The organism is Streptomyces sp. NPDC041713 (genome assembly GCF_055591085.1).
On the sequence record NZ_JBVIZY010000007.1, the window covers coordinates 228081 to 241160 of the forward strand.

General features: G+C 71.6%; 14 protein-coding genes and 1 tRNA gene. 4 read left to right on the plus strand and 11 right to left on the minus strand.

Features of this window, described 5'->3' with window-relative positions; translation table 11 throughout:
• The first annotated feature begins 467 nt into the window (after window positions 1-467).
• The 3 genes from ACZ6CV_RS23155 to ACZ6CV_RS23165 all read left to right on the plus strand — a co-directional run bounded on the left by ACZ6CV_RS23155 (window position 468) and on the right by ACZ6CV_RS23165 (window position 2973).
• Window positions 468-1856, plus strand: a complete 1389-nt coding sequence (locus tag ACZ6CV_RS23155) for a sensor histidine kinase (RefSeq protein WP_469252620.1) — start codon at window positions 468-470, stop codon at window positions 1854-1856.
• The gene (locus ACZ6CV_RS23160) at window positions 1838-2494 is read left to right on the plus strand and encodes a LuxR C-terminal-related transcriptional regulator (protein ID WP_469252621.1); all 657 of its coding nucleotides are present in this window, start codon (window positions 1838-1840) and stop codon (window positions 2492-2494) included. The genes ACZ6CV_RS23155 and ACZ6CV_RS23160 overlap by 19 nt, the downstream gene beginning before the upstream one ends.
• A gap of 101 nt (window positions 2495-2595) precedes the next feature.
• Complete coding sequence (locus tag ACZ6CV_RS23165; protein ID WP_469252622.1) at window positions 2596-2973, plus strand: hypothetical protein; 378 nt, start codon at window positions 2596-2598, stop codon at window positions 2971-2973.
• Between the two features lie 14 nt (window positions 2974-2987).
• Here the strand turns inward: ACZ6CV_RS23165 and ACZ6CV_RS23170 are convergent, their stop codons facing one another.
• The 9 genes from ACZ6CV_RS23170 to ehuB all read right to left on the minus strand — a co-directional run bounded on the left by ACZ6CV_RS23170 (window position 2988) and on the right by ehuB (window position 9855).
• Window positions 2988-3644: a response regulator transcription factor gene (locus tag ACZ6CV_RS23170; protein WP_469252623.1), complete on the minus strand. Its 657-nt coding sequence runs from the start codon at window positions 3642-3644 to the stop codon at window positions 2988-2990.
• Window positions 3635-4771 carry a sensor histidine kinase gene (locus tag ACZ6CV_RS23175; protein ID WP_469252624.1) on the minus strand — a complete coding sequence of 379 codons (1137 nt, stop codon included), beginning with the start codon at window positions 4769-4771 and terminating at the stop codon, window positions 3635-3637. The genes ACZ6CV_RS23170 and ACZ6CV_RS23175 overlap by 10 nt, the downstream gene beginning before the upstream one ends.
• A gap of 34 nt (window positions 4772-4805) precedes the next feature.
• A complete protein-coding gene (locus tag ACZ6CV_RS23180) occupies window positions 4806-5504 on the minus strand; it encodes a DedA family protein (RefSeq protein WP_469252625.1) in 699 nt (232 codons plus the stop codon).
• Window positions 5505-5656: 152 nt separating this feature from the next.
• Window positions 5657-5730, minus strand: a tRNA-Lys gene (locus ACZ6CV_RS23185).
• Window positions 5731-5810: 80 nt separating this feature from the next.
• Window positions 5811-6578, minus strand: coding sequence for an IclR family transcriptional regulator (locus tag ACZ6CV_RS23190; RefSeq protein ID WP_469252628.1), 768 nt, complete (start codon window positions 6576-6578; stop codon window positions 5811-5813).
• A gap of 164 nt (window positions 6579-6742) precedes the next feature.
• Window positions 6743-7558 (minus strand): ectoine/hydroxyectoine ABC transporter ATP-binding protein EhuA, encoded by an 816-nt coding sequence (gene ehuA, locus ACZ6CV_RS23195; RefSeq protein WP_469252629.1) that lies wholly within the window; start codon window positions 7556-7558, stop codon window positions 6743-6745.
• Entirely contained in the window at window positions 7548-8195 is a 648-nt protein-coding gene (gene ehuD, locus ACZ6CV_RS23200; RefSeq protein ID WP_362368780.1) for an ectoine/hydroxyectoine ABC transporter permease subunit EhuD, read from the minus strand. The genes ehuA and ehuD overlap by 11 nt, the downstream gene beginning before the upstream one ends.
• Window positions 8192-8923 carry an ectoine/hydroxyectoine ABC transporter permease subunit EhuC gene (gene ehuC, locus ACZ6CV_RS23205; protein WP_469252630.1) on the minus strand — a complete coding sequence of 244 codons (732 nt, stop codon included), beginning with the start codon at window positions 8921-8923 and terminating at the stop codon, window positions 8192-8194. The genes ehuD and ehuC overlap by 4 nt, the downstream gene beginning before the upstream one ends.
• The gene (ehuB, locus tag ACZ6CV_RS23210; protein WP_362368786.1) at window positions 8923-9855 is read right to left on the minus strand and encodes an ectoine/hydroxyectoine ABC transporter substrate-binding protein EhuB; all 933 of its coding nucleotides are present in this window, start codon (window positions 9853-9855) and stop codon (window positions 8923-8925) included. Before ehuB ends, ehuC begins: the two co-directional genes overlap by 1 nt.
• Window positions 9856-9952: 97 nt before the next feature.
• On the opposite strand from ehuB, the gene ACZ6CV_RS23215 reads away from it, so the two are divergent.
• Window positions 9953-10456 (plus strand): DUF3830 family protein, encoded by a 504-nt coding sequence (locus ACZ6CV_RS23215; RefSeq protein ID WP_469252631.1) that lies wholly within the window; start codon window positions 9953-9955, stop codon window positions 10454-10456.
• A 50-nt stretch (window positions 10457-10506) separates the two neighbouring features.
• Here the strand turns inward: ACZ6CV_RS23215 and ACZ6CV_RS23220 are convergent, their stop codons facing one another.
• Together ACZ6CV_RS23220 and ACZ6CV_RS23225 are read right to left on the minus strand one after the other, a co-directional pair.
• The gene (locus tag ACZ6CV_RS23220) at window positions 10507-11910 is read right to left on the minus strand and encodes an amidase (protein WP_469252632.1); all 1404 of its coding nucleotides are present in this window, start codon (window positions 11908-11910) and stop codon (window positions 10507-10509) included.
• A gap of 21 nt (window positions 11911-11931) precedes the next feature.
• Window positions 11932-12888: a D-2-hydroxyacid dehydrogenase gene (locus ACZ6CV_RS23225; protein ID WP_469252633.1), complete on the minus strand. Its 957-nt coding sequence runs from the start codon at window positions 12886-12888 to the stop codon at window positions 11932-11934.
• Window positions 12889-13080 lie beyond the last annotated feature (192 nt).

Consider the following 13080-nt stretch of genomic DNA (forward strand, 5'->3'; position numbering starts at 1 on the left):
CGCGACGCGCGGTGGGAGCCGGGGGCGGGTGTGGGGGTGGACGTGCCTCCGCGACATGACGTGCGGCGGGAGTTGGGGGCGTTAGGGGGTGCGCCACCCACCGGGCCGCACCCGCAGACGCTCGGGAGGGGACGTGGGGGTATGTGCGCACGGAGCACCGAGCGCGCTGTAGCAATGTTGTTCGCGAGGCGTGGCGAACAGTGGGTGGCGAGTACGCACATACCCCCGCGGCCCCGCACCCACAGACGAAGCCAAGGCGCAGACCTCAACCCCCACGCCCCCGCACCCAAGAACCGGGCCCCAGGCGCAGCCCCCGCGGCCCGCCCCCAGAACCGGACCACAGGCGCAGACGCCCCCGCGGCCCGCCCCCGGAACCGGGCCCAGGCGCAGACTCCCGTACCCTCGCGGCTCCGCCCCCGGAACCGGGCCCAGGCGCAGGCGCCCACGACCCCGCATACCGTAGGCCCATGATCCGGGGGAAGTTCGCATGGCCGTGGCGTAGCGCCGTCTATCTGTTTACCGGTGCCCTCCTCGGCGCCACCGTCCTCGTACTCGCCCTCGCCCTCACCACCGCAGGCCTCGCCCTCACCCTCCTCCTCATCGGCCTCCCCCTCCTCGCCGCCATCCCCCTCTCCGGCCTCCCCATAGCCGCCCTGGAACGCCGCCGCCTCCACCTCCTCGACCCCGCCACCCCCACCCCTGCCACACCCCACCGCACCCCCACCACCCCCGGCATCCCCGCCTGGCTCAGCCTCCGGCTCAAGGAACAGGCGACCTGGCGCGAACTCGCGTACACCGCCCTGCTCGCCCTCGTCCTGTGGCCCCTGGACCTCCTCGTCCTGGCCTGCACCGTGCTCCTCCCCGCCCTCCTCCTCGTCGCCCCCGCCCACCTCGCCCTGGCCCCCGGCCACGGCGGCGTCCGCCCCGCCAAGCTGTGGGTCGTCGACAGTTACCCGGAGGCCGCCGGCACCGCCCTGCTGGGCCTCGCCCTCCTGCTCCTCCTCGCCCACCCCCTCCGCGCCTACGCCGCCCCCCGCGCCGCCCTCACCCGCTTCTTCCTCGCCCCCCGCGACGCGGAACTCGCCGACATCCTCGCCGAGGTCACCCGCTCCCGGGCCCGCCTCGTCGACGCCTTCGAAGCCGAACGGCGCCGCATCGAACGGGACTTGCACGACGGCGCGCAACAGCGCCTCGTCGCGCTCACCATGACCCTGGGCCTCGCCCGCCTCGACGCACCCCCGGAGGGCCCCCTCGCCGACCGGCTCGCCACCGCACACGACGAGGCGGGCCGCGTCCTCGCCGAACTGCGCGAACTCATCCACGGCATCCACCCCCAGGTCCTCGCCGACCACGGCCTCACCGCGGCCATCGAGGACATCGCCGACCGATCGGCCATCCCGGTCCGGACGGACAGAGAAGGCACCGACGACAACAGCGACTCCAACGACCCCGACGACCCCGACCGCAACCCAAACCGCCCCCCACTACCCCGCTTCCCCCGAGCCATAGAGTCCGCCGCCTACTTCGCCGTCCGAGAGCTCCTGGCCAACGTCGGCAAGCACAGCGGCGCCACCCACGCCCGCGTCACCACCACCCACACCACCACCACCACCCTCACAACCCCCCACACCGCCACCCACGGAGTCCTCCGCATAGAGGTCCACGACGACGGCCGAGGCGGCGCCGACCCCGCCCGTGGCACGGGTCTGACGGGCCTCGCCGACCGGATCGCCGTCCTCGATGGCACACTGACGGTCGCCAGCCCGCAGGGCGGCCCGACCACCGTGTCCGTGGAAATACCTGTGGAGATACCTGTGGAAGTACCTGTGGAGTCCCCTTGTCCGGACGGAAATTGAGAGTCGTCCTCGCCGAGGACAGCGTGCTGCTGCGCGAGGGACTCGCCGCGGTGCTCGGCAGGTTCGGGCACGAGACGGTCGCGGCGGTGGGCGACGCGGACGCGCTGCGGGACGCCGTGTCCGCGTACGAGCCGGACATCGTGGTGACCGACGTACGGATGCCGCCGAGCTTCCACGACGAGGGCCTGCGCGCGGCGGTGGCGCTCAGGGAACAACGGCCCGCGCTGCCCGTCCTCGTGCTCAGCCAGTACGTCCAACGGTCCTACGCCGCCGAGCTGTTGGACTCCGGCGACGGCACCGGCGTGGGCTATCTGCTCAAGGACCGCGTCGGCCAGGTCGAGCAGTTCGTCGCGGGCCTGACGCAGGTCGCGGAGGGCGGAACGGTCGTCGACCCGGAGGTCGTACGGCAGTTGCTGCGCCGCCGCCGCGATCCGCTTGAGCGGCTGACGCCGCGGGAGCGCGAGGTGCTCGGCCTCATCGCCGAGGGCAAGTCGAACGCCGCGATCGCCGCCGAACTCGTCGTCTCCGAGGCCGCCGTGGGCAAACACATCGGCAACATCCTCGGGAAACTGGGCCTGCCCCAGGGGGACGGAACACACCGCAGGGTCCTCGCCGTCCTCGCGTATCTCCGGGCGTAGGACCACCGACGGACCACCGACGGACGTCGCCCGTGAGGAATCCGTGCGGAAGGAACACAAGTCGGTAAAACCGCTCGCCTGACCTATTACGATCCAGACCCATGAGCGCGCCCGAACACCCCGGAACACCCGCCGCCCCGGCCGCCGAGGCCCCGGACGAGACCTCGGCCCCCACCCTCGCCGACGAGGCCCCCGCCCCCACCCTCGCCGACGAGCCCCCCGCCCCCACCCCGGCCGCCCGCGCCCGCAGGGCCCGCATCGCCGCCGCCTCGCTCCTCATGGCCGCGGCGGCGATCGTGCTCGCACTGCGCCTGGCCAGCCGCTCCTCCGTGCTCGTCGTCGGCGTCTACGGCCTGCTGCTCATCCTCTGCGGCGTGGTGATCGAACTGAGCCGCCGCGGCCGCACCCGGCTCGGCAGCTACCTGCTGGCCGCGGGCCTGGCCGCCGCACTCGTCATGGACGGCTTCGTCCTCTCGTAGTCGACCCCCGTCGCTCACGACTCCAGATACCGCAGCACCGCAAGCACCCGTCGGCTGTATCCCGTCGTCATGCTCCGGGAGAGACCGAGCTTGTCGAAGATCGCGTTGAGGTTCTTCTCGACCGCGCTCAGCGAGATGTGCAGCTTCTCCCCGATCGCCGCGTTGGTGTGTCCCTCCGCCAGCGCCTCAAGGACCGTCCGCTCCCGCGGCGTGAGCCGGGTCAGCGGGTCGGCGTGCGTGGTGCGGATGAGCAACTGCCGTACGACTTCCGGGTCGATGGCCGCGCCGCCCGCGTGCACCCGCTCCAGCGCGTCGAGGAACTCCTCGACCTGCGCCACCCGGTCCTTGAGGAGGTAGCCGACCCGCTCGGCGCTCGAAGTGAGCAGCTGCGCCGCGTAGTTGCGCTCCACGTACTGGGAGAGGACGACCACGCCGATCTCCGGGCGCCGTTCACGGATCCGCACCGCGGCCCGCAGGCCCTCGTCCGTGTGGTCCGGCGGCATGCGGATGTCGGTGACGACGACGTCGACGCCGGGGGCGTGCGCCTCGACCGCGCGCAGCAGGGCGTCGCCGTCGCCCACGGCGGCGAGGACCTCGTGGCCCTCCTCGGCGAGCAGCCGGACGAGGCCTTCCCGCAGCAGGGTCGAGTCCTCGGCGAGGATTACGCGCACGGCAGCTCCGCGGTGATCGTGGTGGGTCCCCCGAGGGGGCTTTCGACGCGCAGGGTGCCGTCGAGCGCGGCGACCCGGCTGCGCAGCCCGGTGAGTCCGCTGCCCGCCGGGTCCGCGCCGCCGGTGCCGCTGTCGCGGACGAGGACGGTGAGGGTGGCGCCGGACCTACGTACCCGTACGAAGACCTCGTCGGCGGCCGCGTGCTTGGCGGCGTTGTTCACGGCCTCCGAGACGACGAAGTACGCGGCGGTCTGGACCGGCGAGGGCAGTGGCTCGGCGTCCGGTACGTCGTACTCCATGCGTACGGGGAGCGCGCACCGCTCCGACACCCCGCCGAGCGCCTCGCGCAGGCCCAGGCTGTCGAGGGCGGTGGGGTAGACCCGCCAGGCCACCTCGCGCAGTTCGGTGAGGACCTCCTGCGCCTCTTTGTGGGCCTGTTCGAGCAGGGCGTCCGCCCGCTCCGGGGTGCGGCCGCGGCGGGCCCGGCCGAGAAGCATGGCGAGGGCGACGAGCCGCTGCTGGACGCCGTCGTGCAGATCGCGCTCGACCCGGCGCCGCTCCACGTCGACCGCGCGCACCACCGCCGCCCGGCTGGTGGCCAGTTCGTCGATGCGGCGCCGGAGCAGCTCCTCCGCGGAGGGGCCGAAGCACGCGCGGGCGAGGCGGGCGTCCTGGTCGGTCAGCGCGCGCAGCCCCTGGACGGCGAGGAAGAGCAGGGTGCCGCCGAGGACGACCTGGCCGGCCACGTCGACCCAGGTCATCGAGGTGTGGGGGAGCGACACGGCGAAGATCCCGGCGAGGACCGCGCCGAAGTCGACCAGGCCGACCACGACGGCGCAGAGCAGCCCGGAGTACGTACGGGCCGCGAGGTAGCGCAGGATCTGCCGGTCGTCGGCGCGGTGCTCGGGGAAGGTGTCGCGGAAGAAGAGGGAGCGGCGGTGCCGTTCGAGGGCGGTGAGTCTGCGGGCGCCCGCGGCGAGCAGCGCGTGGGCGCGGGGGCGGGTGCGCGGCCAGAGCAGGAAGGCGCCGAGGGCCGCGCCGGCGACGACGAAGTACAGCAGCCCGAGCAGGGCGGTGAGGCAGCCGACGAGCACGCCGGAGACCCTGAGCAGAAACGGGGCGGCCACGGGCTCCTTCACGCCGTCCGACACTAGCCGAGCCCTATTCGGCACGACGGTGGCGGGCTCCCGCCCGGGCCCCCGCCCGGCCCCCGTCCCCGGACCGTTTCCGGGAGCGCACCCGCACCGCCACGTACACCGCGACCGCCCCGGCGACGAGGACGAGGACGGCCTTGGAGAGGAGCCCCACGTACGTCCCGACCGTGTCCCACCGGTCGCCCAGCCAGTAGCCCGCCAGGACGAGGATCGAGTTCCACACCAGGCTGCCCGCGGTGGTCAGGGCGAGGAAGACCGGCAGCCGCATGCGCTCCACGCCGGCCGGTACGGAGATCAGGCTGCGGAAGATCGGCACCATCCGGCCCAGGAGCACCGCCTTGGTGCCGTGCCGCGCGAACCACGCCTCGGTCCGTTCCAGGTCGACCGCCTTGACCAGCGGCAGCCTCGCCCACAGGGCGTGCATGCGCTCGCGCCCGAAGAGGGCCCCGATGCCGTAGAGGGCGGCGGCGCCGACCACCGAGCCGAGCGTGGTCCAGAACAGCGCGGAGAACAGACTGATCACGCCCTGTCCCGCGGCGAAGCCGGTGAGCGGCAGGATCACCTCGCTGGGCAGCGGCGGGAAGAGGTTCTCCAGGGCGATGGCGAGCCCGGCGCCGGGGCCGCCCAGCACGTCGACGAGGTCGGCGGCCCAGCCCGCGATGCCGCCCGCGGGTTCCTGGGGGAGGGCGAGAGTCGTGAGGTCCATGCGTCTCACGCTAGAAAGCGCAGGTCAGCGGCGGTATGAGGGTTGCCGTCGAGTAAGGGTGCGGAAAACCGCACCCTTAGGGCGCGCGGAGACGCCGTATACATGCACGAAAGGCGTTCCCGAAGATCGGGAACGCCTTTCGTATTCGCAAGTGCGCCGCCAGGGACTCGAACCCCGGACCCGCTGATTAAGAGTCAGCTGCTCTAACCAACTGAGCTAGCGGCGCCTGCTGACTCGTAAATAGTACCTGGTCCCGCGGGGTGCTCCGAACCGGTGCCGAGCCGGCCCGGCCGGCCGGGGGCACCCTCAGATCGCCAGGGACAGCAGCACCGGCGCCGCCCCGCGGTTCAGCGTGTCCGCGGCCTCCCGCAGCCGGTGCGCGTGCTCGACCGGCAGGGAGAGGGCGAGGCACCCCACCGCGGACCCCGCGGTGATGGGCACCGCCGCGCACACCGTGCCGACCGCGTACTCCTGGAGGTCGAGGACCGGCACCGTCGCGGGCTGGGCGGCGAGCCGGGTCAGGAGGACCCGTTCGTTCGTGATCGTGCGGGAGGTGAGCCGCGCCATCTTGTGCCGGGAGAGGTGGTCCCTGCGGCCGTCGAGGTCGAGCTGGGTGAGCAGGCTCTTGCCGACCGCGCTGGCGTGGGCGGAGGAGCGGAAGTCCACCCACTCGTTGACCGCCGGGGTGCCGGGTCCCGCCGCGAAGTCGGTGACGCGGACCTCGCCGTCCACGTACCGGCTGATGTAGACCGCGGCGCCGATGGAGTCGCGCAGTCCGTCCAGGGTGCGCTGGAGCTTCTCGCGCAGCGCCTGCGCGTGGTGCTGGGCCGAGCCGAGGCGGCTGAGGGCCTCCCCGGTCACGTACGCCCCGGAGGTGTCGTCGGCGAGCTGCTCCACGTACCCCTCCGCGCGCAGCATGTGCAGGAGCGGGGTGAGCCGGTCGGCGGGCAGGCCGGTGTCCCGTGAGATGTGGGCCGCGGTCACTCCGGTGCCGTGCCGGGCGACCGTCTCCAGGACCCGCAGGGCGCTCTGGACGGAGCGGTGCGGGGAGGTCACCTCGTGCTGCGACGCCACGGCATCCCCCTGCGTGGAACGGTTCCGGACAGCTGGGCTCCACCCCACGATAGCCGCCAAGTGGCGCATTTGGAGCGTCGGTTGACGATATTGGTGGCGCGCCCCCGCCGCACCGGCGGGAACGCGCCACCGTGGCATATGCCCACGTCAAGCCCGGTGCGGACTCACAGCACCGCGCTCAGGAACTCCCGGGTCCGCTCGTGCTCGGGCTCCGTGAAGATCTTCTCCGGGGACCCGGACTCGATGACGCGGCCCGAGTCGAACATGAGCACCTGGTCCGAGATGTCCCGGGCGAAGTTCATCTCGTGGGTCACGCACAGCATGGTGATGTCCGTGGTGTGCGCGATGTCGCGCAGCACGTCGAGGACGCCCGCCACCAGCTCCGGGTCGAGCGCGGACGTCACCTCGTCGAGCAGCAGCACCTGGGGGCGCATCGCCAGGGCGCGGGCGATGGCGACGCGCTGCTGCTGGCCGCCGGAGAGCTGGGTCGGATACGCGTCGCAGCGGTCGCCGAGCCCGACCAGGTCGAGCAGTTCACGGGCGCGCACGTCGGCCTCGTCCTTGGACATGCCGAGGACGGAGACCGGCGCCTCGGTGATGTTTCTGAGCACCTTCATGTTCGGGAAGAGGTTGAACTGCTGGAACACCATCCCGATGTTCTTGCGCACCTCGCGGACGTGCTTCTCGCCGGCCGGGACGAGCTTGCCGTTCTTCTCCTCGTGGGTGAGGTATCTGCCGCCCACCTTGATCGTGCCCTGCTCCGGCTTCACCAGCGTCATGAGCAGGCGCAGGATCGTCGTCTTGCCGGAGCCGGACGGGCCGATCAGGGTCACGTGCTTGCCCGAGGCGACCGAGAAGTCCAGCTCGTCGAGGACCGTGTTCGAGCCGTAGCGCTTGACGACCTTGTCGAAGCGGATCAGCTCGCTGCCGTCGACGACGGGGTTGGGGATTTCCTGGGACGTGCTGCTGTCAGCGGACAAGACGACGCTCCAAAACTCGCAGAAGAAGAGAGGCCGGGTAGGCGATGACGATGAAGGCGACACCGACCACGCTGATCGCCTCGTAGGTGAAGGTCGTCTGGCTGTAGCCCTGGGCCTGGCCCAGCATGTCGAGCGCGCCGATGGCGGCCATCTGCGGCGACTCCTTCAGCATGACGATCACGTAGTTGCCGAGGGCGGGGATCACCCGGCGCACCGCCTGCGGCAGGATCACCGCCGTCCAGGTGCGGCGCTTGGAGAGGCTGAGCGCGGTCGCCGCCTCCCACTGCCCGGCCGGCACACCGTCGATCCCGGCGCGGTAGACCTCCGAGGTGTACGTGGAGTAGTGCAGCCCGAGCCCGACGATGCCCGTGGTGAGCGGGGACATCGAGGGCCCCCACTCCGGCACCACGTAGAACAGGAAGAACAGCTGCACCAGGAGCGGGGTGTTCCGGATGAACTCGGTGACCACCGTGACCGGCCAGCGGATCCACTTCTTCTCGGAGCGCTGGGCGACCGCCCAGACCAGGCCGAGCGAGAAGGCGATCAGGGTGCCGAAGAGCAGCGCCTTGAGGGTGAGCTCCAGGCCGTCCCAGAAGAGCGGCATGAAGTCGTCGACGTGCGACCAGTTCCAGTTCACTTGGCGGCCCCCGAACCCGTGATGACGTCGATCGACGACTTGGAGCGCAACCCGCCGAACAGACCCGTCTTCTCCGGCGCCTGCCCGACCCGCTTCTTGGCGTGCCGCTCCAGGATCCGCATGGCGCGGGTGAGCACGAACGCGAAGACGAAGTACAGGGCGAGCAGCAGGGTGTAGATCGGCGCGCTCTCGTTCTTCACGAGGCGCAGCAGGTCACCCGCGAAGGTCATGTCGGCGACCGCGATGAGGGAGACCAGCGAGGTGCCCTTGAGCAGTTCGATGAGCAGGTTGTTGAACGGCGGGATCATCTCCGGCCAGGCCTGCGGCAGTTCGATGCGGCGCAGCCGCTGCGTCGGCGTGAAGTTCAGGGCGATGCCCGCCTCGCGCTGCGCGGGCGGCACCGCGGCGAGCGCGCCGCGCACGATCTCGGAGGCGTACGCGCCGTAGGTGATGCCGAGCGCGAGGATGCCCGCGAACATCGGCTGGAAGCTGATGTTGAAGACCGGCGGCACCGTGAACGCGATCCAGAACATGAAGACCAGCGACGAGGTGCTGCGGAAGATCTCGAAGTAGGCCCCGGCGAGGAACCGCACGATCCACAGCCGGTTGGTGCGCAGCACGCCGATCGGGAAGGCGATCACGAAGGCGAGGGCGGCGCTGAGGAAGGTGACCTGGACGGTGATCCAGACGCCGGGCAGGAACCAGTTCTGGAGGAACTCCGACGACATCAAGAGGAGGCCCCCTTCGCCGGTGGGCACAGTTTCCGCACGGTCAGGTCGGTCATCTCCGCCTGCGTGAAGCCGAACGGCTTGACGATGCGCAGGAGTTCGCCGCTCTCCTTGAGCTTGTGCAGCTCCTTGTTGAAGGCGTCCCGCAGGTTCTTCTCGGAGAGCCGGAAGGCGAAACCACCGGCGCCGTAGGCGGGTTCGCCGTCGACGACCGGCTGGAAGGGCTCGGTCGCCTCGACCCGCGGATTCTTCTTGATCACCGTGCGCACGGTGACGTTGGTGCCGGCGAAGGCGTCGACGCGGCCTTGGGCCACGGCGTCGAGGCCCGCCACCTGGTCGGGCAGGACGAGGACGGACTTCACGCCGGCCGCCTTGGCGTAGTCGATCTCCGCGTAGGCGGTGCCGCTGGCCAGCTTCAGGCCCTTCTTGGCTATGTCCTCGTATCGCTTGATCCCGTGCGGATTGCCCTTCTTCACGATGAAGGAGTCGAGCATGAGGTAGTCGGGGTCGGAGAAGAGCACCTGTGCGCAGCGGGTCGGGTTGATGTACATGCCCGCCGACACCACGTCGAACTGCCGGGCCTGCGTGAGGCCGGGGATCAGCGCGCCGAACTTGGTGGGCACCGCCTTGACCTCGGGTACGCCGAGGCGGGGGAAGATGACCTTGGCGATCGCCGGTGCCTCGCCCGTGACCTCGCCGTTCTCGTCGATGTATCCGAACGGGACCTCGCCCGCGACACCGATCCTGACCGTGCCGCTGTCGCGCAGGCGGTCCAGCAGATCGCCCCCCTCAACCTTCCCCTCGTCGGGAACCCGGCTGCATGCCGAGACCCCGAGAGCGCCCAGCGCCGCCCCGCCCGCTCCGGTGAGCAGGGCGCGGCGGCGGACCGCTCTGCCGATGAATCCCTCGTTGTTCCCAAGTGGTGGAGCCATGGGCGCGCGGCTACCCGACTCGAAGCAACATATGCCGATGAATTCCGGCCGCTGATGCAATCGTTGTGGTCTTGACCCAGGGAGGAGCATGGGACACATGGCAGACCGATTCATCGAAGTCTCCCTCGCCCAGCGGGGAGTTCAGTGCACGGCGAAGCTGCTCGACGACCGGGCCCCGGTGACCTGCGCGGCGGTGTGGGAGGCACTGCCGCTCGGCTCGGACGTCTATCACGCGAAGTATGCGCGCAACGAGATCTATGCCCTTTTCCCGGCCTTCGCGGACCGAGAGCCACCCCTGGAGAATCCGACCGTCACCCCCATTCCGGGAGATCTCTGCTATTTCTCCTTCTCCGGTACGGAACTGGGCACCCAGGCGTACGGATACGAGGCGGAGGCCGACGTGAAGGCGGGCACCACGGTCGTGGACCTCGCCCTCTTCTACGAACGGAACAATCTGCTCCTCAACGGCGACGTCGGCTGGGTCCCCGGCATCGTCTGGGGCCAGATCGTCGAAGGCCTCGACCGGATGGCCGAGGCCTGCAACGACCTGTGGCGCGCGGGCGCACAGGGGGAGACGCTGAACTTCCGACGGCATGACTGAAGCCGTCCGGCGATCGAGGACCGGGGGTCCGGGGGCAGAGCCCCCGGGCCCTAGGCCACGACGGGCGGTGCGACGCCCCCGGACCCCGCCTCGTACAAAGCGTGCGCCGCACGAAGCACCACCGTGTCCGCGTGGCGCGCGCCCACGATCTGCACCCCGATCGGCAGCCCGTCCCCGTCCACCCCGCAGGGAACCGTCGCGGCGGGCTGCTGGGTGAGGTTGAAGGGGTACGTGAACGGGGTCCACCCCGTCCAGCGCCGGTGCCCCGAGCCGCGCGGCACCTCGGCGCCCGCCTCGAACGCCGTGAGCGGCAGCGTCGGCGTGACCAACAGGTCGTACGTCGAGTGGAAGTGGCCCATCCGGCGCCCGAGGTCCATCCGGACGTCGACGGCCGCCAGATAGTCCAGCGCGCTGTACCGGGCGCCCTGCCCGCAGACCTCGCGCAGCCCCGGGTCGAGCAACTGCCGTTGCGCGGGCGCCAGATGCTGCACGACGCGCGCCGCCCCGCTGAACCACAGGGTGTGGAAGGCCTCCACGGGCTCGGAGAAGTCCGGGTCGGCCTCCTCGACGTACGCGCCCTGCGCCGCCAGCGACTCCACCGCCCGCCGCACCGCCGCCGCGACCGCGGGCCGCACCGCCACCTGGCCGCCCAGCGAGGGCGAGTAGGCGATGCGCAGCCCGCGCACCCCGCCGTCCAGGCCGGCCCGGAAACTCCCCGCCACCGCGCCCAGTTGGGACCAGTCGCGCGGATCGGGGCCGGTGATCACCTCCATCATCAGCGCCGCGTCCGCCGCGTCCCGCGTCATCGGGCCCACATGGGCGAGCGTCCCGAACGGGCTCGCCGGATACAGCGGCACGCGCCCGTACGTCGGCTTCATCCCGAAGATCCCGCAGAACGCCGCCGGGATGCGCACCGAGCCGCCGCCGTCCGTGCCGAGCGACAGCGGCCCCGCGCCGACCGCAACGGCCACCGCGCTGCCCCCGCTGGAGCCGCCCGAGGTGCGTGCCGTGTCGTACGGATTGCGGGTGATCCCGCTCTGCGGACCGTCCGTGACGCCCTTCCACCCGAACTCCGGCGTCGTGGTGCGGCCGATGAACACCGCGCCGTGCTCGCGCAGCCGGGCGACCGACGGCGCGTCCTCGTTCCACTTCCCCTCGGGGCGCACGGTCCGCGACCCGCGCAGGGTGGGCCCGCCGCGCATCAGCAGGAGGTCCTTCACCGTGGTCGGAACGCCGTCCACCAGCCCCTGCGGCGCACCCCGCCGCCACCGCTGCGCACTGGCCTCGGCCTGCGCCAGGGCACTCTCCGGCTCGATCCGCACGAACGCGTTCACCGCCGGCTGGGTCTCCTCGGCCCGGCGCAGCGCGGCGGCGACCGCGTCCACCGGGCTGAATTCGCCCTTGCGGTAGCCGTCGACGAGTTGTACTGCGGTGAGATCCGTGAGCTCGGTCATGCACGCTCCTCAGTGTCCGGGTCAGTGTCCGGGGACGTATCCGCGTTCCTTGTCGACCACGTTCGTCAGCGGCCGTCCGGCCTCCCACGCCTCGTACAACTCGACGAACTGGCGGCCCAGTTCGTCACGCCAGCCGATCGTGTCGCCGCTCATGTGCGGGGAGACGAGCAGGCCGGGAGCGGTCCACAGCGGGCTGTCCGCGGGCAGCGGCTCCCGCTCGAAGACGTCGAGCGCGGCGCCCGCGATCCACCGCTTGGACAGGGCGTCCACCAGGTCGTCCTCGACGACGAGCGGGCCGCGCCCGATGTTGATGAACCGCGCCGACGGCTGCATGAGGCCGAAGCGCCGGGCGTCGAACATGCCGCGGGTGGCGTCCGTGAGCGGCGCCGCGCACACCACCCAGTCGGCGCGGGCGAGCAGCGGGTCGAGGTCGCCGGGTCCGTGCAGGCCGGGGCGCGCGGTGCGTCCCACCAGCGCGGTGGTGATGCCGAGCGCCTCCAGCGTGCGCGCGATCGCCCGGCCGATCGGCCCCGAGCCCACCACGCACGCGCGCGTGCCGGCGATCCGGTGCGACTCGCGGTGGCGCCAGGTGCGCTCGCGCTGCAGCTCCAGGGTGCGCGGCAGGTCCTTGCCGAGGGCGAGCACCAGCGCGGCCACGTACTCCGCGATGGGCTGGTCGAAGACGCCGCGCGCGTTGGTCACCACCGTGTCGGACGCGGCGAGTTCGGGACACATCAGATGGTCCACGCCGGCGCTCGCGGTGTGCACCCAGCGGGGTCTGGGCCCCTCGCCGGGCCAGGCGCGGCGCACCGCGTCCGAGCTGAAGTCCCACACCAGCAACGCGTCGGCGAGCGGCAGCCGCTCGGCCAGGGTGGCCGCGTCGGCGTGCAGGATCCGGGCCCGGCCGGTCAGTTCGCCGAGGCGCGGGGGAGGCGCCGGCGGCGGGGCGTCAAGGACGAGGACGGTCGTATCGGACATCGAGGGGAAACCGTTTCGCAATGAGGTTCCGCTTCCCTGTCGGAGGTACGGCTCCGGCGTGACACGGACACGACTTCAGCCGTCTGAGATGTGCGGATTGACCACGCTCGCACCCGAACCTACCTTCGTCAACAGAGGCACTGCTGTACCGGCTGTGTACCGAACCAGTACTCTCCGTGCAGCCGCTCCCCC